The organism is Variovorax sp. V116, from assembly GCF_041154435.1.
GTDB lineage: Bacteria > Pseudomonadota > Gammaproteobacteria > Burkholderiales > Burkholderiaceae_C > Variovorax > Variovorax paradoxus.
This window is the reverse complement of the sequence record NZ_AP028661.1, coordinates 4,773,333-4,797,653: the sequence shown is the minus strand read 5'-3', so window position 1 is coordinate 4,797,653 and position 24,321 is coordinate 4,773,333. Positions and strand designations below refer to the sequence as shown.

Genomic DNA, 24,321 nt, shown 5'->3' with positions numbered 1-24,321 from the left:
GCTCTATCTAGAAGGTCACGCCGGCGTACAGGACGATGTTGGCGTAGGGCGTGCATTCGCCCGTGCGGATCACCGCCTTGGCGCGCGCGCTCAGGCGCTTGAGTTCCTCGTGCGACACCGTCTCCGGCAGGGCGGCCAGCTGGCCTTCGCACCATGCCGGCAGCTGTCCCACCGGCAGCTGCCCGATGGCTTCGCGCGCGATCAGCGCGCGCTCCACCTGCATCTCCGAAAGCACGACCTTGAGCACGTCCGCGACCCGCGGAATCCCCGGCGTGAGCGCCAGGTCGATGCGCCGGGGGCCGTCCGGGATCGGCAGGCCCGCATCGCCGATGACCACCATGTCGCCATGGCCCAGCGCGGCAATCACTTGCGAGAGTTCGGCATGCAGCAGGGCGGTACGTTTCACAGTGCGATCCAGTCGGGTGGCAGGGGGCTTTGCAGCACGGCGTCGCGCTGCGGAATGGAAGGCTGGGCGCCGGGCTGCTGGATGCACAGCGCGGCGGCGCGAATGCCCAGGCGCACGGCTTCGTCGAAGGACTGGCCCTCGCCCAGCGCCACGGCCAGCGCGCCCAGGAAGGTGTCGCCTGCGGCCGTGGTGTCGACCGCCTGGGCCTGAGGCGCGGGATGGTGGCGCGCGCCATCGGCATCGATGGCCACGGCGCCGCGCGCGCCGAGCGTGACGACCACGCGCGCAATGCCCTTGGCGCGCAGGGCTTGGCCGGCCAGCGCGGCTTCCTGCGGGCTGTCGGCGGCCTGGCCGCACAGCGCCTCGGCCTCGATCTCGTTGACGACCAGCGTGTCGATGCGCGGCCACAGCGGCTCGGCGATCGGCTGCACCGGCGAGGGGTTGAGCAGCACCTTGCAGCCCGCCTCGTGCGCCACCGAAATGGCGCGCGCGACCTGCCCCATCGGTATCTCGAACTGCGTCACCAGGAAGGCCGCGCCCTGCAGCTGCTGCCGCAGCGCCGGCGCGTCGATCTCGGCCTGCGCATTGGCGCCGGGAATCATCACGATGCGGTTCTGGCCGCCGTCCTCCACCAGGATCAGCGCGGTGCCCGTGGGCTCGCCGGGGCTGGTGCGCAGCGCGGCGGTGTCGATGCCGTCGCGCCCGAGCGCATCGCGCAGCGCCTGGCCGTGCGCGTCGTTGCCGACGCAGCCGATCATGCCGACGCGGCCGCCTTCGCGCGCGCAGCTCACGGCCTGGTTGGCGCCCTTGCCGCCCGGAATGTGGGCGATCGAATGGCCCAGCAGGGTTTCGCCCGCGGCCGGTGCATGCGGCACGCGCAGCACGATGTCCATGTTCAGGCTGCCGAGCACCACGATGCGCGGCGGCGAGGCGGCGCTGGAAAAAGAGGAAGAAGGCGTCGAACTCACGGGGTGCGGGACTTTCGGCTTGGCGCGGCTGCCGCTTCGGATGCGGGAGAGGATGAGGAAGAAGAGGGCGCAGCGGCCTCGCGGAAGCTCGCGTGCCGCGCGGTCGAGGCGCGCACGCGCAGCTCGGGCTGCAGCACCACCTTGCGCGCATCGCGGCGCTTGCCGCCCACGCGCTCCAGCAGCATGTCGACCGCCAGCGCGCCGATGCGCTCCTTGGGCTGTGCCACGGTGGTGAGCGGCGGGCTGGTGTAGGCCGAGAGCTCGATGTCGTCGAAGCCCACGATCGAGAGCTCGTCGGGTACGCGCACGCCGCTTTCATGCGCGGCGCGCAGGGCGCCGATGGCCATCAGGTCGTTGCAGACGAAGACGGCCGAGGGCGCCTCTTCGGTCCGCAGGATGGCGTGCATCGCCTCGTAGCCGCCCTGGCTCGTGAAGCCGCCGCGCCACAGCAGGGCGTCGGCATTCGGCGCGGTGCCGGCCTCGGCCAGCGCCATGCGCCAGCCCTCGATGCGCTGCTCGCTCGGCATCACGCCCACCGGCCCGCCGATGCAGGCAATGCGCTTGTGGCCGAGCGACAGCAGGTGCCGCACCGCGAGCAGCCCGCCCTGCATGTGGGCGGTTTCGACCAGGTCGCAGGCCGGGTCGGCAATCTCGCGGTCGACCAGCACCGTGGGAATGCGCAGGCCGTGCAGCTGCGTGACGAGCGAATCGTCGTCGCCGGCGCCGGTCGACACCACGATCAGCCCGTCGATGCGGCGCTCGGCCAGCACCTGCAGGTAGACGCTCTGGCGGCGCGGCTCGTCGTCCGTGTTGCACAGCACCAGCGTGTAGCCGGCGCCGAAGCAGCGGTCCTCGACGATGCGCACGATCTCGGCAAAGTAGGGGTTCGAGCTGTTCGGAATCAGCATGCCGAGCGTCGAGGTGGTGTTGCTCTTGAGGCTGCGCGCCATCGCGTTGGGCACGTAGCCCAGCTCGCGGATGGCCTCTTCCACCCGCTCGCGCCCCTTGGCGCTCACATGGCGCGTGTCGTTGACCACGTGCGAGACGGTGGTGACCGAAACGCCCGCGCGCAGCGCGACGTCCTTGATGGTGGCCATGGTTGCTTCCCCCTTTTTATGCAGCGTCAGGCCAGGCGGCGATCGGCCCGGCGCTGGCGCAAGGTGTCGATGATCACCGCAACCACGATGACCGCGCCGGTGATGATGCGTTTGCTCGGCTCGCTGGCGCCCACCTGCGCAAGCCCGGCCTCGAGCACCGCGATGATCAGCACGCCGAAGAAAGTGTTGACCACCGAGCCGCGCCCGCCCATGAGGCTGGTGCCGCCGATCACCACGGCCGCAATCACCTGCAGCTCGATGCCGACGCCGGCATTGGGGTCGGCCGCTTCGAGCCGCGCCGACTGCATGAGTCCGGCCAGGCCAGCCAGCAGGCCGGTGGCGGCAAACACGATGATGCGGATCGGCCGCGGATCGATGCCCGCGAGCCGCATCGCTTCTTCGTTGGTGCCGATGCCCACCACGTGGCGGCCGAACACCGTGCGCGTGAGCACCAGCTGGCCAGCGGCCACCAGCACCACCGCGAGCACGAAGGCCGCGGAAATGCCGCCGATCCACGGCGCGGCCAGGCCCGAGATCGCGTCGCCCACGTACTGCGTGCGCGAATCGGTCACCAGGTAGGCGCCGCCGCGCACCGCCTCCAGCATGCCCAGCGAGACGATGAAGCTCGGCAGCCGCCATGCGACCGACACCGCGCCCGTCACGCTGCCGCACACCAGTCCGGTGGCCAAGCCCAGCGCGGCGGCCACCGGCACCGGGAGCTTCCACTGGAGGATGGCGGCGGCCGTGACCGCCGCGCTCAGCGCAAGCACCGAGCCCACCGACAGGTCGATGCCCGCGATGATCAGCACGAAGGTCATGCCCACGGCCATCACCGCGAGCGCGGGAATCTCGTTGGCAATGGAGATGAAGGTTTCGCGCGTGAGGAAATATTCGCTCAGCGTGCCGAAGAGCGCGACCATGCCCACGAGCACGACGGTCAGGCCCACGTAGGTGCCCAGCTGGCCCTTCAGGGCGGAGGGCGGGGCGGAGGTGGCGGCGGCTGCGGTCATGGTGTGTCGGCGGTGGCCGGTTGGCCCGGATTCGGATCGGAAATGGCGGAGCCCGCCGTGGGGGTTGCCGCGCTGGCGGCGCGGCCTGCCGCATCGCTGAAGGCGGCGGCCAGCAGCGATTGCTCGCTCCACTGGCCGCGCTCGAACACCGCGACCAGCCGGCCGGCGCTCATCACGCCGATGCGGTCGCACATGGCCATGAGTTCGCGCAGGTCGCTCGACACCATCAGGAGCGCCTTGCCGGCGTCGGTCATGCGGTCGAGCTCGGCGTACAGGTCGGCGCGCGCGCCCACGTCCACGCCGCGCGTGGGCTCGTCGAGCAGCAGCACCTTGCATTCGCGGTGCAGCCAGCGCGCGAACACCACCTTCTGCTGGTTGCCGCCGCTCAGGGTGGCCACCGGCTGCTCGATGCTGCGCGAGCGGATGCGCAGCAGCTCCACCAGCCGCCGGGCGATGCCGCGCTCCTTGGCGCGCTGCAGCCAGCCGGCGTGCGAGATGGCGCCCAGGTCGCTCAGCGTGGCATTGACGCGGATCGGCTGCGTGAGCAGCAGCCCCTGCGACTTGCGGTCTTCGGTCACCAGGCCGATGCCGGCGCGGATGGCCTGCATCGGCGAGCGCCAGCCCTTGCGCACGCGCAGCACCGGCTGCGTGGCGGCAATGCCGTCGTAGAGAAGAATTTCGCCTCGGTCGGCGCGGTCGGCGCCGAACAGCAGGCGCACGAGTTCGGTCCGGCCGGAGCCGACCAGGCCCGCCAGGCCCATGACTTCGCCCGCGTGCAGGTCGATGTCGACGTCCTTCACGGCCTCGGCCCGGCCGATGCCGCGCGCGCTCAGCAGCACCGGCCCGGCGATGCGGCGGTCGCGGCCTTCATGCTCGTGCACCGCGCGGCCCACCATGCGCTGCACCAGCTCGGCTTCGCGCACGCCGGCCATGGCGCGCACGTCCACCAGCCGGCCGTCGCGCAGCACCGCCACGCGGTCGGCAATGCGCTGCAGCTCCTCGAGCCGGTGCGACACATAAATGATGGCCACGCCGCGCGCCTTCAGCAGCTCGATCTGCTCGAACAGGTGCGAGGTCTCGCGCGGCGTGAGCATGGCGGTGGGCTCGTCGAGCACCAGCACGCGCGTGTCGTCCTGCAGGTTGCGCGCAATCTCCACCATCTGCTGCTGGCCGATGCCCAGCCGCGCCACCGGCGTGGCCGGGTCGATGTGCTCCATGCCGATCTTCGCGAGCTGGCGCGCGGCCAGATCGTGCAGCTTGCCGCGGCGGATCCAGCCGGTCTGGTTGGGCAGCCGGTCGAGCAGCAGGTTCTCGGCCACCGACAGCGTGGTGACCAGCCCCAGCTCCTGCATGACCATGCGCACGCCCAGCCGCTCGGCGTCGCGGCGGGAAGCAGGCTGGAACGCCGCGCCGCCGAGCAGCATCTGCCCGCGCGTGGGCTGCACCAGGCCGCAGACGATCTTCGACAGCGTGCTCTTGCCCGCGCCGTTCTCGCCCGTGAGCGCGAGCACTTCGCCGGCGTTCAGCACCAGCGAGACGTCGTCGAGCACCGGCGCCGCATAGTCCTTGCCGAGCGCGCTCAGCGAGAGCACCGGCGTACTGCGATGGGCGTCAGTCACGATGACCACCTCATTCCAGAAACACCGAGGAACCGGCTTCGCCGGGCCTCAGGTGTTGCCCCCGGTAGGGGGTTGGCGAAGCGACACGAAGTGCGCGAAGACTGGGGGCGAGCAACATTTACTTGGCTGACGATTTGGTGACCAGCACCACGTCGGTCTTCACTTCGGCCGGCATGCTCGACTGCGGCTTCTTCTCGGCCAGCGCCTTGAGCGCGGTCTCGATGCCGAACACCGCCTGCTTGGCCGCGAACTGGTCGGCGGTGGCAAGCACGCGGCCGTCCTTCAGCATCGGCTTGATGGCGCCGATGTTGTCGTAGCCCACCACCAGCACCTTGCCGGTCTTGCCCGCGGCCTTGACGGCCGCCACGGCGCCCAGCGCCATGCTGTCGTTGCCCGCGAGCAGCGCCTTCAGGTCGGGGTGCTCGCGCATCATGCCGGCGGCCACCGTGTTGCCCTTGTCGATTTCCCACTGGCCCGACTGCACGCCCACCACCGTGGCGCCGGCGGCCTTCATCGCGTCCTGGTAGCCGAGGGTGCGCTGCTGCGCATTGAAGGTGGTCGACACGCCTTCGATGATGCCGACCTTGTCGCCGGCCTTCAGGCTCTTGGCGAGCTCGTCGCCCACCAGCTTGGCGCCGGCGCGGTTGTCGGGGCCGACGAAGGGCACCTGGATGCCCTTTTCCTTCAGCGCGGCGGCGTCGAACTGGTTGTCGATGTTGACGACGAGGATGCCCCGGTCGATGGCCGCCTTGACCACCGGCACCAGCGCCTTCGAATCGGCCGGCGCGATGACCAGCGCGTTGATCTTCTGCGCCATCATCTGCTCGACCATCTTGATCTGGGCGGCCGTGTCGGTCTCGTCCTTGATGCCGTTGGCCACCAGGGTGTACTCCGAGGCATGCGCCTTCTGGTGCGCCTTGGCGCCGTCTTCCATGGTGCGGAAGAATTCGTTGGCCAGCGACTTCATGACCAGCGCGACCTTGGGCTTGTCCTGGGCCAGGGCGGGCGAGGCGGCGAAGGCGCCCAGCAGCGCCAGGGCGGCGGCGCTTTGCAGCGTGCGGCGGGTGAACTTCATGGGTGATGTCTCCTGAGGTGGTTGAGCGGTGCGCCGGTCTGTGGCCGGGGCACCGATGTTAACCAACGAAAACGTTTGCGCAAACGTTTGCTAATCCGGTTTAACCCTGATCCGGAATGCGGCTTTCCGGCTGCCAAAGTACGCGCGGGCCGGGGGAGAGCCGGCCTCCGCCTAAAATCCCCGGTTACCCAAGAGGACCCCCCATGAGTTTGCAATGCGGCATCGTCGGCCTGCCCAACGTCGGTAAATCCACCCTTTTCAATGCGTTGACCAAGGCCGGCATCGCGGCGGAAAACTATCCGTTCTGCACCATCGAGCCCAACGTGGGCGTGGTGGAAGTGCCCGATCCGCGGCTCGACCAGCTCAGCGAGATCGTCAAGCCCGAGCGCGTGGTGCCCGCCATCGTCGAGTTCGTCGACATTGCCGGCCTGGTGGCCGGCGCCAGCACGGGCGAGGGCCTGGGCAACAAGTTTCTTGCGCACATCCGCGAAACCGACGCCACCGTGAACGTGGTGCGCTGCTTCGACGACGAGAACGTGATCCACGTGGCCGGCAAGGTCGACCCGATCTCCGACATCGAGGTGATCCAGACCGAACTCTGCCTGGCCGACCTGGCCACGGTCGAGAAGGCGCTGCACCGCCACACCAAGGTGGCGCGTTCGGGCGACAAGGATGCGCAGAAGCTGGTCGGCCTGCTCGAGCGCTGCCAGGCCGCGCTGAACGAGAACACGCCGGTGCGCGCGCTCGAGTTCACGAAGGAAGAGCAGCCGCTGGTGAAGTCGTTCACGCTCATCACCGCCAAGCCTGCGATGTTCGTCGGCAACGTGGCCGAAGACGGCTTCGAGAACAATCCCTACCTCGACCGCCTGCGCGAGTACGCAGCCAAGCAGGGCGCGCCCGTGGTCGCCATCTGCGCCAAGATCGAAGCCGAACTGGCCGAGATGGACGACGAGGACAAGAAGATGTTCCTCGCCGAAATCGGCCAGGAGGAGCCGGGCCTCAATCGCCTGATCCGCGCGGCCTACAAGCTCTTGGGCCTGCAAACCTACTTCACCGCCGGCGTGAAGGAAGTGCGCGCCTGGACCATCCACATCGGCGACACCGGCCCCCAGGCCGCCGGCGTGATCCACGGCGACTTCGAGAAGGGCTACATCCGCGCCCAGACCATTTCGTTCGAGGACTACATCGCCTACAAGGGCGAACAGGGTGCAAAGGACGCGGGCAAGATGCGTTCGGAAGGCAAGGAATACGTTGTCAAGGATGGCGACGTGATGAACTTCCTCTTCAGTTCGTAAAGCCGCCTCATGCTCACCGTCCATCACCTGAACAACTCGCGCTCGCAGCGCGTGCTCTGGCTGCTCGAAGAACTCGGCCTGCCTTACGAGATCGTCCACTACCAGCGCGATCCGCAGACCATGTTGGCGCCCGCTTCGCTGCGGGCCGTGCATCCGCTGGGCAAGTCGCCGGTGGTGACGACGGACGACGGGCTGGCGCTGGCGGAGTCGGGCGCGGTCATCGAAACGCTGATCGAGCGCCATGGCAGCGGCCGCCTTGCGCCCGCGGCGGGCACGCCCGAGGCGGTGCGCTATCGCTACTGGCTGCACTTCGCGGAAGGCTCGGCGATGTCGCCGCTGCTGCTCAAGCTGGTGTTCGACAGGATCGAGAACAGCAAGATGCCGTTCTTCGTGAAGCCGATTGCAAAAATGATCTCGGGCAAGGCGAAGGCGGCCATCGTCACGCCCAACATCGAGAGCCACCTGAATTTCATGGAAGGCGAACTCGGCAAGAGCGAATGGTTCGCCGGCAGCGAATTCACCGGTGCCGACATCCAGATGAGTTTTCCGGTCGAAGCCGCGCAGGCGCGCGGCGGCCTCGATGCGAAGCGGCCCAGGCTCATGGCGTACCTGGAGCGCATCCATGCGCGCCCGGCCTACCAGCGCGCGCTCGAACGCGGCGGCCCCTACGGCCTGCTGAGCTGAAGCGGCCGGCTCACGACGGGAACACGTAGAGCAGCGCGACCGTCATGCAGACATAGCGCAGGAACTTCCCGATGGCCATGTAGCCAAGGCATGGCCAGAACGGCAGCTTGAGCCAGCCGGCCACCGCGCACAGCGGATCGCCCACCAGCGGCAGCCAGCTCAGCAGGCAGGCCTTGGGTCCGAGCCGCTCCAGCCAGCCCAAGACCCGCACATGATGTTTCGAGTGCGAATATTTGTCTGCCACCTTGTGCGCGCCGTAGCCCATCCACCAGTCGACCGCACCGCCCAGCGTGTTGCCCACCGTCGCGACCAGGATGGCCGGCCAGAACATGTCGGGGTTGAGCTTGAGCAGGCCGAAAAGAATGGGCTCCGAGCCCACCGGCAGCAGCGTGGCCGAAACGAAGGCCGCGATGAACAGCGTGGAGAGTCCGTATTGCGGAAGCGCAAGGAGCGCCAGGAGTGCGTCGAGCCAGGCTTGCATAAAGTGAAATGAGTCGACGCAGTATAGGCAGCGGCCCCTCTGCGCCAGGTCGGAGAAAACGCCGGATGCAGCCGGTGCCTGCGGTGTACCGCGCGCGCAAATCGTTTCAGCGCATGGCATCGCGCGTGGCTACAATCGTGCCTCATTTTTCAGCAGCCGCTCTCGCGACGCCTTCCACTTCATGACCTTGCAGATCGGCACCCACACGCTGGAAAACCGCCTGTTCGTCGCGCCCATGGCCGGCGTGACGGACCGGCCGTTCCGCATGCTGTGCCGTGAACTCGGCGCGGGCTATGCGGTCAGCGAGATGGTCACCTCGCGCAAGGAACTCTGGAACACGCTCAAGACCTCGCGCCGCGCCAACCACGATGGCGAGCCCGGTCCCATCGCGGTGCAGATTGCCGGCACCGATGCGGCCATGATGGCCGAGGCCGCGGTCTACAACATCGAGCGCGGCGCGCAGATCATCGACATCAACATGGGCTGCCCGGCCAAGAAGGTCTGCAACAAGTGGGCCGGTTCGGCGCTGATGCGCGACGAGCCGCTGGCGCTTGAAATCGTGCAGGCCGTGGTCGATGCAGCGCAGCCCCACAACGTGCCGGTCACGCTCAAGATGCGCACCGGCTGGAGCGAAGAGCACCGCAACGCGGTGAAGCTCGCGCGCGATTTCGAATCGGCCGGCGTGCAGATGCTCACTGTCCATGGCCGCACCCGCGAGCAAGGCTACAAGGGCGGCGCCGAGTACGACACCATTGCCGCAGTGAAGGCCGCGGTGCGCGTGCCGGTGGTGGCCAATGGCGACATCCGCTCGCCCGAGAAGGCGCGCGAAGTGCTCGCGGCCACGGGCGCCGACGCGGTGATGATCGGCCGCGCCGCGCAGGGGCGGCCCTGGATCTTCCGCGAGATCTCCCATTTCCTGGCCACGGGCACGCACCTTGCGCCGCCGCTTGTCGCCGAAGTGCGCCGCCTGCTGCTCGACCACCTGGTGGAGCACTACGCGCTCTACGGCGAATTCAGCGGCGTGCGCACCGCGCGCAAGCACATCGGCTGGTATGTGCGCACGCTGCCGGACGGCGAAGCCTTCCGCGCACGGATGAACACCATCGAAGACTCCGCTGCGCAACTGCGCGCGGTCGGCGATTATTTCGACGGGTTGGCGGACCGCATGGACCGCATGCCCGTGCACCAGGCGGCCGAAGAGCTGTCCGGTGAAGAGGAGGCGGCCTGCGCCGCCGGTTGAGAGGAAGAGAAGAAAAAGCATGAGCAAGAAACACATCGAGGACTGCGTGCGCACCAGTCTGGACAGCTACTTTCGTGATCTGCGCGGCACCGAACCCGACGGCATGTACGAGATGCTCGTGCGTGTGGTCGAGAAGCCCCTGCTCGACGTCGTGATGACGCGCGCCGAGGGCAACCAGTCGAAGGCCGCGCAATGGCTGGGCCTGAATCGCAACACGCTTCGCAAGAAGCTGGTTGAACACAAACTCCTGAAATAAATAACTCCACGGCATATTCCATGGCCCAGACCGCACTCATCTCCGTCTCCGACAAAACCGGCATCCTCGAATTCGCGCAGGCGCTGCATGCGCTGGGCATCAAGCTGCTGTCCACCGGCGGCACCGCCAAGCTGCTGGCCGATGCCGGCCTGCCCGTGACCGAAGTGGCCGACCACACCGGCTTTCCCGAAATGCTCGACGGCCGCGTGAAGACGCTGCACCCCAAGATCCACGGCGGCCTGCTCGCGCGGCGCGACCTGCCCGCGCACATGGCGGCCATCCAGGAACACGGCATCGACACCATCGACCTGCTGGTGGTCAATCTCTATCCGTTCGAAGCCACGGTGGCCAAGGCTGGCTGCACGCTCGAAGACGCGATCGAGAACATCGACATCGGTGGCCCGGCCATGGTGCGCAGCGCGGCCAAGAACTGGAAGGACGTGGGCGTGCTGACCGACGCCTCGCAGTACCCCGTGGCGCTGGCCGAACTCCAGGCCGGCGGCAAGCTCAGCGACAAGACCAAGTTCGCGTTCTCGGTGGCCGCGTTCAACCGCATCGCCGACTACGACGGTGCCATCAGCGACTACCTCTCGGCCATCGACTTCGAGGCCAGCATCGGCCAGCCTTCGCCCACGCGCTCGCTGTTCCCGGCGCAAAGCAATGGCCGCTTCGTGAAGGTGCAGGACCTGCGCTACGGCGAGAACCCGCACCAGCAGGCCGCGTTCTACCGCGACCTGCATCCGGCGCCCGGCTCGCTGGTGTCGGCGAAGCAACTGCAGGGCAAGGAGCTCAGCTACAACAACATCGCCGATGCCGACGCCGCATGGGAATGCGTGAAGAGCTTCGATGTGCCCGCCTGCGTGATCGTCAAGCACGCCAACCCCTGCGGCGTGGCGGTGGGCAAGGACGCGGCCGAAGCCTACGGCAAGGCCTTCAAGACCGACCCGACCTCGGCCTTCGGCGGCATCATCGCCTTCAACCGCCCGGTCGACGGCGAGACCGCGCAGGCCATTGCCAAGCAGTTCGTCGAAGTGCTGATGGCGCCGGGCTACACGCCCGAGGCGCTCGCCGTGTTCCAGGCCACCAAGGTCAAGCAGAACGTGCGCGTGCTCGAGATCGCGCTGCCGCCAGGCGGCACCACCGACTGGGACAACGGCCGCAACCTCATGGACGTGAAGCGCGTCGGTTCGGGCCTGTTGATGCAGACCGCCGACAACCACGAGCTCGCGGCGAGCGACCTCAAGGTGGTCACGAAGAAGCAGCCCACGCCCGAGCAGCTGCAAGACCTGCTGTTCGCATGGAAGGTCGCCAAGTACGTGAAGAGCAACGCCATCGTGTTCTGCGCCGGCGGCATGACCATGGGCGTGGGCGCGGGCCAGATGAGCCGCCTCGACTCGGCGCGCATCGCGAGCATCAAGGCCGAGCATGCGGGCCTCTCGCTGAAGGGCACGGCGGTGGCAAGCGACGCCTTCTTCCCGTTCCGCGACGGGCTCGACGTGGTGGTCGATGCCGGCGCGAGCTGCGTGATCCAGCCGGGCGGCTCGATGCGCGACCAGGAAGTGATCGATGCCGCCGACGAGCGCGGCGTGGTCATGGTGCTCTCGGGCGTGCGCCACTTCCGGCACTGAGCCTGTGTGCTCGGGCGGGGCACCCTTCGGCGCCCCGCAGCAGACGGGTCAGAGCGAGCGCAGCGTCCTGAAAACCTGCCGCGCCGCCTCGATGGTGGCCGCAATGTCGTCGTCGCCATGCGCGGCGCTCACGAAGCCGGCCTCGTAGAGCGCCGGCGCGATGTACACGCCGCGCTCCAGCAGGCCGTGGAACAGCGCGTTGAACTTCGCGTTGTCGGTGGTCATCACGGTCGCGTAGTTCTGCGGCAGCTCGTTCATCAGGAAGAAGCCGAACATGCCGCCCTCGCTGTCGGCGTTGAAGGGCAGTCCTTCGGCGGCTGCCGCGGCCTTGAGGCCGTCGGCGAGCGAGCGCGTCTTCTTGCCGAGCGCCTCATAGAAGCCGGGCTTCGAGATTTCCTTCAGCGTGGCAAGGCCGCAGGCCGTGGCCACCGGGTTGCCCGACAGCGTGCCGGCCTGGTAGACCGGGCCGAGCGGCGCGAGCTGCTCCATGATGGCGCGCGGGCCGCCAAAAGCCGCCAGCGGCATGCCGCCGCCGATGACCTTGCCAAGCACCGTGAGGTCGGGCGTGATGCCCAGCACGCCCTGCGCGCCGTGCAGGCCGACGCGAAAGCCGGTCATCACCTCGTCGAACACCAGCAGCGCGCCGTGCTGCGTGCACAGCTCGCGGCAGCGGGCGGCGAAGGCGGGCGTGGCGCGCACGAAGTTCATGTTGCCGGCAATCGCCTCGATCATCAGGCAGGCGATGTCGTTGCCGTGCAGCGCGAAGGCTTCCTCGAGCTGCGCGATGTTGTTGTACTCGAGCACCAGCGTGTGCTGCGTGACCTCGGGCGGCACGCCGGCCGAGGTGGGGTGGCCGAAGGTCGCGAGGCCGGAGCCGGCTTTCACCAGCAGCGCATCGGCATGGCCGTGGTAGCAGCCCTCGAACTTGATGATGTGCTTGCGGCCGGTGGCGCCGCGCGCCAGGCGCAGCGCGCTCATGGCGGCCTCGGTGCCCGAGCTCACGAGCCGCACCATCTCCATCGACGGCATCAGCGCGAGGATGGCTTCGGCCAGCTCGATCTCGCGCTCGGTCGGCGCGCCGTAGGAAAAGCCCTCGAGCACGGCCTTCTGCACCGCTTCGACCACCGCGGGGTGGCCGTGGCCCAGGATCATCGGGCCCCAGGAGCCGATGTAGTCGATGTAGCGCTTGTCGTTGGCGTCCCAGAAATAGGCGCCCTCGGCGCGGCGGATGAAGCGCGGCGTGCCGCCCACGGCCTTGAAGGCGCGCACCGGCGAATTGACGCCGCCGGGGATGACGGCGCGGGCGCGCTCGAAAAGAATGTCGTTTTGGTCAGCGTTTGGCATCAGTGTCGGGTGTCGTGAGGGGGCAGGGCAAAGTCTTGCGGCGCGTCGGGGTCTTCATCGTCGTCATCGTCGTCTTCCGGCTCGGCCCAGAACAGGCGGTCCGGCAGCACGTGGCCCATGCCGGGCCGGAAACCCGCGTCGAGGCAGCGGTCCATGTAGGCCAGGGCCTCGGTGGTGGCGGCCACCAGGTCGGTGCCGCTCGCGAGCAGGGCGGCCAGCGCGGCCGACAGCGTGTCGCCCGCGCCGGCAAAGACCGCTTCGAGCCGCTCGTATTTCTCGCTGGCGAGCACCGACTGCGGCGAGGCCAGCACGTTGTCGATGAACTGGTCGGGCAGCACCATGCCGGTCACCAGCGTGTAGGGCACGCCGAACTCGCCGGCGGCCTTGGCGATGTCGCGCGCGCCGGGCGGACGCTCGCCGCTCCAGTCGGGCAGCAGCCAGCGCCACAGCGTACTGTGGTTTCCAACCAACACTGTGGCCTGGGGCAGCAGCAGCTCGCGGAAGGCGTCCAGATAGCCCTCGATGAGGTCCTCGTCCCACCAGGAAAGGTTGGGCATGTAGGCCACCAGCGGCACCTCGGGGTAGTCGGAGGCGGTCTCGGCGATGGTGCTCAGCGCGTCGGGCGTTCCGACGAAGCCCACCTTGATGAGCTGGACCTCCACGTCCTCGAGGATGGCGCGCGCCTGCTCGGCGATGGCCTCTTCCTCGAAGGCGAAATGGTCGAAGATCTCGGCCGTGTCGCGGGCGTAGGCGCCCGTCACCACCGGCAGCATGTGCGCGCCGACCGAGGCCATGGCCAGTGCGTCCGCGCCCAGGCCGCCCGCGCCGCTCGGATCGCTGGCGTTGAAGACCAGCACGCAGGGCGGATTCAGGTCGCGCTCGGCCACCTCTTCGGCGTCCGGCGAGGGGTCGTTAAGATTGCCCGGTTTGCGGGCGTGGTCTGCTGGATGTAAGTAGATGGTCATACGCCGGGCGAAATCCCCTGGATGGTGGCATAGGCGCGACGTTTACCGTCCGCCAGTGAGATACGCATAGATACACTCGTTGCATTTAATGAACAAGGACTTTAAGCTCCGATGAATACGAAAACTTGGATGTGCCTGATTTGTGGGTGGATCTATGACGAAGCGGTTGGTGTACCGGAAGACGGCATCGCGGCAGGCACGGCCTGGGCCGATGTTCCGATGAACTGGACCTGTCCTGAGTGCGGTGCGCGCAAGGAAGACTTCGAAATGGTTGAAATCTGAAAGCATGGCATAGGGCTACGCGATTTGCGCCGATGTACGGTGCGGCGGGCATCCAAGTCTCATCTCAGCAGGAGCATGTGCAATGGGGCCGAATGGATCAGGTTACAAGGTGCTCGTCATCGACGACAGCAATACGATCCGGCGCAGTGCCGAAATATTTCTGAAGCAGGGCGGGCACGAGGTTCTTCTCGCGGAAGACGGCTTCGACGCGCTCTCCAAGGTTAACGACCACAAGCCGCATCTGATTTTCTGCGACATCCTGATGCCGCGGCTGGACGGCTACCAGACCTGCGCCATCATCAAGCGCAACGCTCATTTCTCCAATGTTCCGGTCGTGATGCTCTCCTCGAAAGACGGCGTCTTCGACAAGGCGCGCGGCCGCATGGTCGGGTCGCAGGACTACCTGACCAAACCCTTCACCAAAGACCAGCTGCTGCAGGCCGTGCAGCAGTTTGGCACCCTTCAACAGGAAGTGCAGTAAATGCCCATTCGAAAAATCCTCGTCGTCGACGACTCCAAGACGGAACTGGTGTTCCTCTCGGACCTGCTCCAGAAGAACGGCTTTGCGGTCAAGACCGCCGAAAACGCCGAAGACGCCATGCGCCGCCTCGAAGAGGACCAGCCCGACCTGATCCTCATGGACGTCGTCATGCCCGGCCAGAACGGCTTCCAGCTGACGCGCGCCATTGCCCGCGATCCGCAGTACGCCGCCATCCCGATCATCCTGTGCACCAGCAAGAACCAGGAAACCGATCGCGTCTGGGGCATGCGCCAGGGCGCCCGCGACTACATCGTGAAGCCGGTCAACGCGGCCGAGCTGATGTCCAAGATCAGCGCGCTGGCCTGAGCAGGCGCCTGCCGAGTCCATGGCCAATCGCGACGCTCTCCGAGCCTTCCAGTCCCGGCTTGCAAGCCGCCTGCAGGCTGCGCGCACGACCGGCGTCGCCGCCTCGTGGCTCGCGGTCGAGGCGGGCGAGGGCAAGTACCTGTTCCCACTCGGCCACGCGGGGGAAATCTTCCCGTGGACGCCGCCGCAGCCCGTGCCCTACACGCAGCCCTGGTTCCTGGGCGTGGCCAACCTGCGCGGCGGCCTCTATGGCGTGGTGCACCTGTCGGCATTCGCCTCGGGTGCGCCGGACAACACGGCCGCCACCGAGGCGGCCCGCATGCAATCGCGGCTCGTTGCCCTCAACGAGCTGCTCGAAGTGAACTGCGCGCTGCTGGTCGACCGGCTGGCGGGACTGCGCGGCGCCGAGGCCTTCACGGCTTCGGAGCCGCCTGGCGCACAGGCACCCGCCTGGCTGGGGCATCTGTACACCGATGCGGCGGGCGAGCGCTGGCAGGAAATCAACCTGCAGGCGCTTTCTCAGCAACCCGAGTTTTTGAGTATTGGCGCCTAGTGCTTCCGCACAGCCCAAAGACAACCACCTGAAGGACCGACCGTGAGCTCGATCGCCGACAAGTTCAAGAAATTACTGCCCGCGAACAGCGGCAACGACAAGGCCCGCGTCGACGGCTCCGGTTCCATATCGCTCGACGACGTCGACACGGTTCAGGCCCTGGAGGAAAAGACCATTCGGCTGGCCCGCAAGGACGGCGCGCCGGCCGCGCCGCTGCCCGCCGGCTTTGCCGACGAAATGCTCGGCGGCAGCGAGGCGGCCAACGAGGCGGCATCGCCCGAAGGCGCCGTGCCCCAGGCCGCGGGCGGCCGCGCGGGTTCGAACCCGGCGCGCCAGCAGCGCGTCCTGGCCATCATGCTCGCGGTGGTGGTGCTGCTGCTGCTGCTGGTGGCCGGCTCCGCCATTCTTCGCGCCGAGCGCCTTGCGCAGCAGGTGGCCGCCACCGGCCAGTCGCTGATGCAGTCGCAGCGGCTCGCAAAGTCGATCTCCCAGGCCCTCGTGGGCAGCGCCCCGGCCTTCGTCGAAGTGAAGGACAGCGCCGACGACCTCACGCGCCGCGTGCAGGGCCTGACCAACGGCGACGACGCCCTGCGCCTGGAGCGCGTGGGCAACCAGTACGACGAGGACATGGCCAAGATCAACCCCCTGGTCGTCCGTGCCGATGCCAGCGCCAAGGTCGTGCTGGCCCAGCGCCAGATCCTGACCCAGGTGGGCGCCGCCCTGCGCGACATCAACCAGCAGTCGTCCGCGCTGCTCGAAATGACGGAAACCGTCGCTTCGCTGAAGATGCAGCAGAACGCCACGCTGCCTGAAATCTCGGCGGCCGGCCAGCTCGTGATGCTGACCCAGCGCATCGGCAAGTCGACCAACGAGTTCTTCACGGTCGAGGGCGTGAACCCCGACGCCGTGTTCCTGCTCGGCAAGGACCTGAACACCTTCCAGGAAACCACGCGCGGCCTGCTCGACGGCAATGCGCAGCAGCGCTTCCCCGGCTCGAAAGACCCGCAGACCCGCCAGCAGCTCGAAGCCATTCTCAAGACCTACGAGCAGATGCGCACGCAGGCCTCGGCCATCCTGGGCAACCTGCAGGGCCTGGTGGCCGCGCGCGAAGCGCAGGCTTCCATCCTGACCGACAGCGAACCGCTGCGCAAATCGCTCGGCGAGCTGCAGGACAAGCTGTCCGCGCGCACCGGCCTTGGCGCCGGAACGATCGTGATGCTGTTCGTGCTCTCGCTGGCCGCCCTGGCGCTGGCCGGCGCCATCGGTTTCGTGCAGGTGCGCGAAGGCCGCGAACGTGCCGCCGTTGCAGAGCGCGAGCGTCTCGCGGCCGAGCAGGCCAGCGAAGAGGCCGGCCGCATCAACAACGCCAACCAGGCCGCCATTCTTCGGCTGATGAACGAACTGCAGACGGTGGCCGAAGGCGACCTGACGCAGGAAGCCACCGTGACCGAGGACATCACCGGCGCCATCGCCGACTCGGTGAACTACACGGTGGAAGAACTGCGCCTGCTGGTGGGCAACGTGCAGAACACGGCCACCCGCGTGGCGCAGACCACCTCGCAGGTGGAAAGCACCTCCACCGAACTGCTCGCCGCCTCGACCGAGCAGCTGCGCGAGATTCGCGAAACCGGCCAGTCGGTGGTGACCATGGCCGAGCGGATCAACGGCGTGTCCTCGCAGGCGCAGGAGTCCGCCACGGTGGCGCGCCAGTCGCTGCAGGCCGCGTCCTCGGGCCTGCAGGCCGTGCAGAACGCCATCGGCGGCATGAACTCCATCCGCGACCAGATCCAGGAAACCTCCAAGCGCATCAAGCGCCTGGGCGAGTCGTCGCAGGAGATCGGCGAAATCACCGAGCTGATCTCGGACATTACCGAGCAGACGAACGTGCTGGCGCTGAACGCCGCCATCCAGGCCGCATCGGCCGGTGAAGCCGGCCGCGGCTTCTCGGTGGTGGCCGAAGAAGTGCAGCGCCTGGCTGAACGCTCCGCCGACGCCACGCGCCAGATCTCGGCGCTGGTGAAGGCCATTCAGACCGACACGCAGGACGCGGTGGGCGCCATGGAGCGTTCCACGCAGGGTGTGGTCGAAGGGGCCAAGCTGTCCGACAATGCCGGTACCGCGCTGTCCGAGATCGACCGCGTGTCGCGCCGGCTTGCAGACCTCATCGAGCAGATTTCGCAGTCCGCCTCCCGCGAGGCCGATTCGGCCAACGTGGTGGCCGCCAACATCCAGCACATCTTTGCCGTGACCGAGCAGACCGGAGAAGGTACCCGCAACACCGCCCAGCAGGTGCGCGAGCTGTCGCAGATGGCCGAGGAACTGCGCCGCTCGGTGGCCCGATTCAAGATCGCCTGATGAAGCTCTCCCCCAGTCTTCGCGCACTTCGTGTCGCTTCGCCGACCCGCTTGAGGATGGCGCGGGCTTCGTGCATTCGGGGCGCGCAGCGCCCAGTGGAAAACTGACAGTCAAGAAAACGGCGAGCATCCAACGTGTCGACTCAAACCCCTGCCACGGCCCCCCTCGCTGGCAACGTGCCGGCCACCGAAGACCTTGGGCCGCTGGCCTGGGTTCTGGGAGAAATCCAGAAATCCCTCGACAGCGTCGGCAAGTCGCTGCGGCGCTTCGTGCGCGACGTGGGCAATGCCTCGGAGCTCGAAAGCGGCCCGCTGCAGATGGCCCGCCAGCAGCTGCACCAATCCGTGGGCGCGCTGCAGATGGTGGGCAACACCGCACCGGCGCTGGTGCTCGGCGCCATCGAGTTCGCGGTGCAGGGCTTCATTGCCGAGCCACAGCGCTGCACCGACAGCGCGGTCCAGAAGATCGAGCGCGCCGGCTTTGCCGTCACCGATTTCCTCAACGCGCTCCTGGCCGGCAAGGCCGTGTCCTCGGTGGCGCTGTTCCCGCAATACCGCGACGTGCTCGAACTGGTCGGCAACGAGCGCGTGCATCCGGCGGACCTGTGGAGCACGGCCTGGCGCTGGGTCGAAGTGCGGCCCGCGCTGACCCAGGCTGCCGTCAGCTATGACCCGGCCGTGCGTTCGCGGCTCGACCGCGAGGTGCTGCAGCTGGTCAAGACCGGCGACCCGCAGGCCGCGCGGCGGCTGCATGCGCTGTGCCTGGGGCTCGGGCGCGGTGCGCTGCTGCCCCGCGTTGCCAGCTTCTGGACGCTGGCCGCCGGCTTCTTCGAGGCCCTGGCGCTCGGGCTGATTCCCGCCGATTCGTATGTGAAGCGCGCCGCTTCGCGCGTGCTGCTGCAGTACGCCACCCTGGCGCGCGGCGACAGCGCGGTGTCCGACCGCCTGGGCCAGGACCTGCTGTTCTTCTGCGCCCAGGCCGTGCCCGGCGCGCAGGACGAAGCCGCCACCCTGCGCACCGTTCGCACCGCCTGGGGCGTGGCCGGCGAGCGCCAGGTCGACTACACGGTCGAGCAGTTCGGCCGCTACGACCCGCTGGTGCTGGCGCAGGCGCGCAAGCGCATCGAAACCGCCAAGGAAATGTGGTCGGCGCTCTCGGGCGGCGACATCACCCGCACGCGCCAGGTGGCCGACACCTTCGCGCAGCTGGGCGAATCGCTGCAGAAGCTCCATCCGCCCATCTCGCCGATGGTGGAGGCGCTCACCCATGCGGTCGACGCCTCGGTGCGCTCCAGCCAGCCGCCCGATACCGAGCTGGCGATGGAAGTCGCCACCTCGGTGCTCTACCTGGAAGCCGCGCTCGAAGACCTGGACCCGAGCGATCCGCAGCTCACCTCCCGCACCCTGCAGCTGGCCGGCCGCATCGAGCGCGTGCGCGCAGGCGGGCATTCGGAGCCGCTCGAGCCCTGGATGGAGGACCTGTACCGGCGCGTGAGCGACCGCCAGACCATGGGCACCGTGGTCGACGAACTGCGCAGCCACCTGAGCGAGCTCGAGAAATCGCTCGACCAGTATTTCCGCCGCCCGGCCGAGAAGGCCTTGCTGCGCACCGTGCCGAGCCAGCTGCTGCAGATGCGCGGCGTGTTCTCGGTGCTGGGGCTCGACCAGGCCGCCAGCACCGTCCAGCGCATGCGCGACGACGTCGAGCAGATGCTGGTGGGCAATGCCTCGCCGATCGAGGAGATGCACAGCTTCGATGCGCTCGGCAACAACCTGGGCGCGCTCGGCTTCCTGATCGACATGCTGGGCTACCAGCCGACGCTCGCCAAGCGCCTGTTCGTGTTCGACGCAGATGCCGGCGAACTCAAGCCGCTGATGGGCCGCCAGGCCGCCGATGGGGCCGCGGAGGCCGCGACCCCCGGCGCTGCAGCGCCCGCAGCTGCCGAAGCGGTGCTCAGCATCGAGGAGGTCGATGCCCAGATCGCCTCGAAGCTCGCCGCGCTCGCCACGCCCAACCGCAAGGCGAAGGTCTCGCCCATCGAGGAATTCAGCAGCAAGGCCGACAGCTGGACCCACAAGATCGCCGGTCCCGCGGCCCTGCCCGATACCGAGGTGACCGAGCTCGAAGAAGACGACCTGCAGAACATCTTCCTGGACGAAGCCCGCGAGGTGGTGCAGAACGGCCTGGCCGCCATCGAGGAGCTCGGCGGCCACCCCGACGACACCGAGGAACTCACCATCCTGCGGCGCGCGTTCCACACGCTCAAGGGCAGCTCGCGCATGGTCGGCCTGACCGACTTCGGCGATGCCGCCTGGTCCTTCGAACAGGTGCTCAACACCTGGCTGGCCGACCAGCGCGACGCCACGCCCGACCTGCTCACCGGCACCCGCAAGGCGCTCGAGGAATTCGGCCAGTGGGTCGAAGCCATTGCGTCCGGTGCCCAGCACGGCTGGCAGTCGGCCCATTTCAGCCGCGTGGCCAATGCCCTGCTGGCGGGCGAACCCGTGCCCACCGCCCCCACATGGGTCGCCGATGCCGACGCGCTGGCCGTGGCCGCGCGCCACATTGCCGCGGAGCCGCCGTTGGCCGCTCCCGCACCGGAACCCGTGCAACCGCTGGAGCTCCCGGAGCTGCCCGACCTGTCGCTTTCCCCCGCAGCGCCGGTTGAAACAGCACCCGCCGCGCAATTCGAACTGCCGCCGCAAACGCCGCCGGCCGCTGCAAAGCCCGAAGCCGACGACGACTTCGCTTCCACCGATTTCCTCGACTTCGAATCCCGGCCGCTGCCGGATGGCGAAGCGCTCGAGGCTTTCGACCACAGCGCCGACTTCGATTTTCTTGCGCCCGCGAAAGCGCAGGAGGCACCGGTCCAGTCGATCGCCCGCTTCACGGCGGAACCTGCCGTCGAACCGGCACCGGCCGCCGATGCGCCCGAATCGCCGGCCCTGGAGGGGCTGCCCGACCTCGACTGGGCGACCGAGATCGTGCCGGCGAAGGCGGACGAGACCGCAGTTGCCGAGGAGCCCGCACCGATGCCGGTGAAGGCGGAAGAGCCCGCAGCAGTGGTGCCCGCCGAAGAACCCGTGGCCGCACCGGCCCTGCTGCTGGAGCCCGAAGAATCCGCCGTTGTTGCCGCCGCCGACGAAGCACCGGCCCAGGTCGCGGAAGCTGCGGCCGTCGCCGCCGAAGAAATCGCCCTGCCGGTTGAAGCCGAAGAAGAAACCGCCGAAGCCGTCGCCGCCTCCGGTGCCGAAGACCAGGTCAAGGTCATCGGGCCGCTGCGCATCGGCATTGCGCTCTACAACGTCTACCTCAACGAGGCCGACGAGTGGTCCCGGCAGCTCGCCACCGAAGTGGGCGAGTGGGCGCTCGAATCGCACGAGCGGCTGTCCGACTCGACCATTGCGCTCGCGCATTCGCTGGCCGGCAGTTCGGCCACGGTCGGCTTCCACAGCCTCTCGGGCATGGCGCGCCTGCTCGAAGCCGCGCTGCAGCATCTGCAGATGCAGGGCAGCGGCTCGCGCGAACAGGGCGTGGTGCTGGTGGCCGCGGCCGACGAACTGCGCCGCCTGCTGCACCAGTTTGCCGTCGGCTTCCTGCGCGAGCCGTCCGAGGGAACGCTGCAGGCGCTGCGCGACATTGCCGCCGCACCCATGCCGGCCGAGGCCGCCGCGCGTGTCGAGACCCGCCCGCACCAGCATCTGGTGGCGCAGGGCAACGTGGCCGACGTGGCGCTGGACGATTCCGAAGACGCGATCGACATGGTCGACGCGGTCGACGTCGACCTGTTCCCCATCTTCGAGGAAGAAGCGGCGGAACTGCTGCCCCAGCTGGGCCAGGCGCTGCGCCAATGGGCGCACCACCCCGACGACAGCGCGCCGCGCGCCTCGGTGCTGCGCACGCTGCACACGCTCAAGGGCAGCGCCCGGCTGGCCGGCGCCATGCGCCTGGGCGAGCGCGCGCACCGCATGGAGTCCGAGATCGAGGTGCTGGGCACCCAGGGCGGCGCCGACCGGGCCGAGATCGAGAAGCTGCTCACGCGCCTCGATGCGCTGCAGGCCACCTTCGACGCCCTGCGCGCCGCGGACGATGCGACCCAGGCCGAAGTGGCCCAGCTGGTGGCCACGGCCTCGGTGACTTCGCCAGGCGTGCAGCTGGTGCAGGTTCCCGCCGAAACGGGCGTGTCCGCCAACGACGAGACACTGGTTGCCGGCGAGGAAAGCGCCAGCGCGGACGCGGAAGCCGCCGCCGCGCCATCGCTGCTGCCGCGCCCGGCCCACGCGCTGCTGGCGCCGCTGCGCGCGGTGTCGAGCCAGGCCGTGCGCATCCGCACCCAGCTGCTCGACCGCCTGGTGGCGCAGACCGGCGAGGTCATCATCACGCGTTCGCGCCTGGAGGCCGAGCTCGGCCAGCTGCGCGGTTCGCTCACCGACCTCACGGGCAACCTCGACCGCCTGCGCCAGCAGCTGCGCGACATCGAGGTGCAGGCCGAAAGCCAGATGCAGTCGCGCCTGGCCCAGGCCAAGGATTCGCAGCAGAGCTTCGACCCGCTGGAGTTCGACCGCTTCACCCGCGTGCAGGAACTCACGCGCATGATGGCCGAGTCGGTGAACGACGTGGCCACCGTGCAGCGCACGCTGCAAAAGACGGTGCAGGCCACGGAAGACGACCTCAGCGTGCAGGCGCGCCAGACGCGCGAACTGCAGCGCGGCCTGCTGCGCACGCGCATGGTGGAGTTCGAGGGCATCTCCGACCGCCTCTACCGCGTGGTGCGCCAGGCCTCCAAGGACACCGGCAAGCAGGTGCGCCTGGACATCGTCGGCGGCTCCATCGAAATGGACCGCGGCGTGCTCGACCGCATGACGCCCGCCTTCGAGCACCTGCTGCGCAACTGCGTGGCGCACGGCATCGAGGAACCGGCCGCGCGCGAAAAGGCCGGCAAGGACGCCAACGGCCTGATCGTGATCGACCTGCACCAGGAGGGCAACGACGTCTCGGTGAGCTTCCGCGACGACGGCGCCGGCCTCGACCACGGCCGCATCGCCGAGCGCGCCCGCACGCTCGGCCTGCTCGCGCCCGGCCAGGAACTCTCGCCCGAGGAAGCCACCGAGCTGATCTTCAAGCCCGGCTTCTCGACCGCCGGACAGGTGTCCGAACTGGCCGGCCGCGGCATCGGCATGGACGTGGTGCGCGCGCAGATCGCGGCGCTCGGCGGCCGCATCGAAACGCACAGCACGGCCGGCCAGGGCACCACCTTCAAGCTGGTGCTGCCGCTCACCACCGCGGTGACGCACGTGGTGATGCTGCGCGCGGGCGAGGTGTCGATCGGCGTGCCGTCCAACCTGGTCGAGCTGGTGCAGCGCGTGAGCAGCACCGAGCTCGAGGCCGCCTACCTGCACAACAGCCATCCGTTCGGCAGCGAGCAGGTGCCTTTCTACTGGGCCGGCGCATTGCTGCAGGCCTCCGCGCGCAGCGAGCACCCCACGAGCCGGAACAACACCGTCGTGATCGTGCGAAGCGCGGCGCAGCGGGTCGGCCTGCATGTGGACGAAGTGCTGGGCAACCAGGAAGTCGTGGTCAAGAACCTCGGGCCGCAGCTGGCCCGGCTGCCGGGCCTGGCGGGCATCTCGGTGCTGGCTTCGGGCGCGGTGGCGCTCATCTACAACCCGGTGGCGGTGGCCGCGGTGCATGGCGACCAGGCGCGCGAGCGCCAGGCCGCCGCGCTGGCCGCGCCCGCGCATGCCGCCGGCGCCGACCACGGCGCGCCGCAGGAGCCGTTGCCGATGCTGGCTCCGGTGGCGCCGCAGGTGCCGCTGGTGCTGGTGGTCGACGACTCCATCACCGTGCGCCGCGTGACGCAGCGCCTGCTGCAGCGCGAAGGCTATCGCGTGTCCCTCGCGGCCGACGGCCTGCAGGCGCTCGAACGCCTGCAGCAGGAGCGCCCGGCGGTGGTGCTGTCGGACATCGAGATGCCGCGCATGGACGGCTTCGACCTGGCGCGCAACATCCGCGCGGACGACTCGATGGCCGGCCTGCCGATCATCATGATCACCTCGCGCATCGCCGAGAAGCACCGCGACTACGCGCGCACGCTGGGCGTGAACCACTACCTCGGCAAGCCCTACTCGGAAGAGGAACTGCTGCGCCTGGTGCGCAGCTACACCAGCGAGCCTGCCGCCACGCTGGCGGTGGCCTGAACCTGGGCCGCGGCCAGCG

At 68.6% G+C, this 24,321-nt stretch carries 20 protein-coding genes; 11 read left to right on the top strand and 9 right to left on the bottom strand.

Translation table 11 applies throughout. The features are described from left to right. Window positions 1-7: 7 nt before the first annotated feature. From rbsD to ACAM58_RS22905, 6 genes are all read right to left on the bottom strand, one after another. Entirely contained in the window at window positions 8-406 is a 399-nt protein-coding gene (rbsD, locus tag ACAM58_RS22930) for a D-ribose pyranase (protein WP_018906233.1), read from the bottom strand. Continuing rightward, entirely contained in the window at window positions 403-1,374 is a 972-nt protein-coding gene (gene rbsK, locus ACAM58_RS22925) for a ribokinase (RefSeq protein ID WP_018906234.1), read from the bottom strand. Before rbsK ends, rbsD begins: the two co-directional genes overlap by 4 nt. Further along, entirely contained in the window at window positions 1,371-2,471 is a 1,101-nt protein-coding gene (locus ACAM58_RS22920; RefSeq protein WP_018906235.1) for a LacI family DNA-binding transcriptional regulator, read from the bottom strand. Before ACAM58_RS22920 ends, rbsK begins: the two co-directional genes overlap by 4 nt. Before the next feature lie 26 nt (window positions 2,472-2,497). After that, window positions 2,498-3,481: an ABC transporter permease gene (locus ACAM58_RS22915; protein ID WP_018906236.1), complete on the bottom strand. Its 984-nt coding sequence runs from the start codon at window positions 3,479-3,481 to the stop codon at window positions 2,498-2,500. Then, window positions 3,478-5,100: a sugar ABC transporter ATP-binding protein gene (locus tag ACAM58_RS22910; RefSeq protein ID WP_369663615.1), complete on the bottom strand. Its 1,623-nt coding sequence runs from the start codon at window positions 5,098-5,100 to the stop codon at window positions 3,478-3,480. Before ACAM58_RS22910 ends, ACAM58_RS22915 begins: the two co-directional genes overlap by 4 nt. Window positions 5,101-5,218: 118 nt before the next feature. After that, complete coding sequence (locus ACAM58_RS22905; RefSeq protein WP_369663614.1) at window positions 5,219-6,175, bottom strand: sugar ABC transporter substrate-binding protein; 957 nt, start codon at window positions 6,173-6,175, stop codon at window positions 5,219-5,221. A gap of 203 nt (window positions 6,176-6,378) precedes the next feature. On the opposite strand from ACAM58_RS22905, the gene ychF reads away from it, so the two are divergent. Further along, the gene (ychF, locus tag ACAM58_RS22900) at window positions 6,379-7,470 is read left to right on the top strand and encodes a redox-regulated ATPase YchF (protein ID WP_015867397.1); all 1,092 of its coding nucleotides are present in this window, start codon (window positions 6,379-6,381) and stop codon (window positions 7,468-7,470) included. Window positions 7,471-7,479: 9 nt separating this feature from the next. Next, complete coding sequence (locus ACAM58_RS22895; RefSeq protein WP_015867396.1) at window positions 7,480-8,154, top strand: glutathione S-transferase; 675 nt, start codon at window positions 7,480-7,482, stop codon at window positions 8,152-8,154. Window positions 8,155-8,164: 10 nt separating this feature from the next. Here ACAM58_RS22895 and ACAM58_RS22890 read toward each other — a convergent pair whose 3' ends face one another. Continuing rightward, window positions 8,165-8,635 (bottom strand): YqaA family protein, encoded by a 471-nt coding sequence (locus ACAM58_RS22890; protein WP_015867395.1) that lies wholly within the window; start codon window positions 8,633-8,635, stop codon window positions 8,165-8,167. A gap of 181 nt (window positions 8,636-8,816) precedes the next feature. Here ACAM58_RS22890 and dusB point away from each other — a divergent pair, with 181 nt between their 5' ends. From dusB to purH, 3 genes are read left to right on the top strand one after another with little or no spacing between them, the layout of a single operon-like run. Further along, window positions 8,817-9,875 (top strand): tRNA dihydrouridine synthase DusB, encoded by a 1,059-nt coding sequence (dusB, locus tag ACAM58_RS22885; RefSeq protein WP_018906239.1) that lies wholly within the window; start codon window positions 8,817-8,819, stop codon window positions 9,873-9,875. 19 nt (window positions 9,876-9,894) lie between these two features. Beyond that, entirely contained in the window at window positions 9,895-10,131 is a 237-nt protein-coding gene (locus ACAM58_RS22880) for a Fis family transcriptional regulator (protein ID WP_007838304.1), read from the top strand. A 20-nt stretch (window positions 10,132-10,151) separates the two neighbouring features. Beyond that, the gene (purH, locus tag ACAM58_RS22875) at window positions 10,152-11,759 is read left to right on the top strand and encodes a bifunctional phosphoribosylaminoimidazolecarboxamide formyltransferase/IMP cyclohydrolase (protein WP_369663613.1); all 1,608 of its coding nucleotides are present in this window, start codon (window positions 10,152-10,154) and stop codon (window positions 11,757-11,759) included. Window positions 11,760-11,807: 48 nt separating this feature from the next. Here the strand turns inward: purH and hemL are convergent, their stop codons facing one another. Beyond that, on the bottom strand, window positions 11,808-13,103 hold the full coding sequence (gene hemL, locus ACAM58_RS22870; RefSeq protein ID WP_369663612.1) for a glutamate-1-semialdehyde 2,1-aminomutase: 1,296 nt from the start codon (window positions 13,101-13,103) through the stop codon (window positions 11,808-11,810). Continuing rightward, on the bottom strand, window positions 13,103-14,068 hold the full coding sequence (locus tag ACAM58_RS22865) for a bifunctional hydroxymethylpyrimidine kinase/phosphomethylpyrimidine kinase (RefSeq protein WP_015867391.1): 966 nt from the start codon (window positions 14,066-14,068) through the stop codon (window positions 13,103-13,105). The genes hemL and ACAM58_RS22865 overlap by 1 nt, the downstream gene beginning before the upstream one ends. A 111-nt stretch (window positions 14,069-14,179) precedes the next feature. On the opposite strand from ACAM58_RS22865, the gene ACAM58_RS22860 reads away from it, so the two are divergent. From ACAM58_RS22860 to ACAM58_RS22835, 6 genes are all read left to right on the top strand, one after another. Next, complete coding sequence (locus tag ACAM58_RS22860; RefSeq protein WP_007838397.1) at window positions 14,180-14,350, top strand: rubredoxin; 171 nt, start codon at window positions 14,180-14,182, stop codon at window positions 14,348-14,350. 82 nt (window positions 14,351-14,432) lie between these two features. Continuing rightward, window positions 14,433-14,831: a PleD family two-component system response regulator gene (locus tag ACAM58_RS22855; RefSeq protein ID WP_015867390.1), complete on the top strand. Its 399-nt coding sequence runs from the start codon at window positions 14,433-14,435 to the stop codon at window positions 14,829-14,831. Beyond that, a complete protein-coding gene (locus ACAM58_RS22850; RefSeq protein WP_015867389.1) occupies window positions 14,832-15,197 on the top strand; it encodes a PleD family two-component system response regulator in 366 nt (121 codons plus the stop codon). 19 nt (window positions 15,198-15,216) lie between these two features. Then, a complete protein-coding gene (locus ACAM58_RS22845; RefSeq protein ID WP_015867388.1) occupies window positions 15,217-15,750 on the top strand; it encodes a chemotaxis protein CheW in 534 nt (177 codons plus the stop codon). Between the two features lie 42 nt (window positions 15,751-15,792). Then, a complete protein-coding gene (locus tag ACAM58_RS22840) occupies window positions 15,793-18,105 on the top strand; it encodes a methyl-accepting chemotaxis protein (RefSeq protein WP_015867387.1) in 2,313 nt (770 codons plus the stop codon). A 134-nt stretch (window positions 18,106-18,239) separates the two neighbouring features. Continuing rightward, a complete protein-coding gene (locus ACAM58_RS22835; RefSeq protein ID WP_369663611.1) occupies window positions 18,240-24,302 on the top strand; it encodes an Hpt domain-containing protein in 6,063 nt (2,020 codons plus the stop codon). Window positions 24,303-24,321: the final 19 nt, after the last annotated feature.

Bases quoted from the DNA above. Each gene is read 5' to 3' on its own strand.
- ACAM58_RS22920 (WP_018906235.1), bottom strand. From the start codon at position 2,471: ATGGCCACCATCAAGGACGTCGCGCTGCGCGCGGGCGTTTCGGTCACC.
- ACAM58_RS22915 (WP_018906236.1), bottom strand. From the start codon at position 3,481: ATGACCGCAGCCGCCGCCACCTCCGCCCCGCCCTCCGCCCTGAAGGGC.
- ACAM58_RS22905 (WP_369663614.1), bottom strand. From the start codon at position 6,175: ATGAAGTTCACCCGCCGCACGCTGCAAAGCGCCGCCGCCCTGGCGCTG.
- ychF (WP_015867397.1), top strand. From the start codon at position 6,379: ATGAGTTTGCAATGCGGCATCGTCGGCCTGCCCAACGTCGGTAAATCC.
- ACAM58_RS22895 (WP_015867396.1), top strand. From the start codon at position 7,480: ATGCTCACCGTCCATCACCTGAACAACTCGCGCTCGCAGCGCGTGCTC.
- ACAM58_RS22890 (WP_015867395.1), bottom strand. From the start codon at position 8,635: ATGCAAGCCTGGCTCGACGCACTCCTGGCGCTCCTTGCGCTTCCGCAA.
- dusB (WP_018906239.1), top strand. From the start codon at position 8,817: ATGACCTTGCAGATCGGCACCCACACGCTGGAAAACCGCCTGTTCGTC.
- ACAM58_RS22880 (WP_007838304.1), top strand. From the start codon at position 9,895: ATGAGCAAGAAACACATCGAGGACTGCGTGCGCACCAGTCTGGACAGC.
- purH (WP_369663613.1), top strand. From the start codon at position 10,152: ATGGCCCAGACCGCACTCATCTCCGTCTCCGACAAAACCGGCATCCTC.
- hemL (WP_369663612.1), bottom strand. From the start codon at position 13,103: ATGCCAAACGCTGACCAAAACGACATTCTTTTCGAGCGCGCCCGCGCC.
- ACAM58_RS22865 (WP_015867391.1), bottom strand. From the start codon at position 14,068: ATGACCATCTACTTACATCCAGCAGACCACGCCCGCAAACCGGGCAAT.
- ACAM58_RS22860 (WP_007838397.1), top strand. From the start codon at position 14,180: ATGAATACGAAAACTTGGATGTGCCTGATTTGTGGGTGGATCTATGAC.
- ACAM58_RS22855 (WP_015867390.1), top strand. From the start codon at position 14,433: ATGGGGCCGAATGGATCAGGTTACAAGGTGCTCGTCATCGACGACAGC.
- ACAM58_RS22850 (WP_015867389.1), top strand. From the start codon at position 14,832: ATGCCCATTCGAAAAATCCTCGTCGTCGACGACTCCAAGACGGAACTG.
- ACAM58_RS22845 (WP_015867388.1), top strand. From the start codon at position 15,217: ATGGCCAATCGCGACGCTCTCCGAGCCTTCCAGTCCCGGCTTGCAAGC.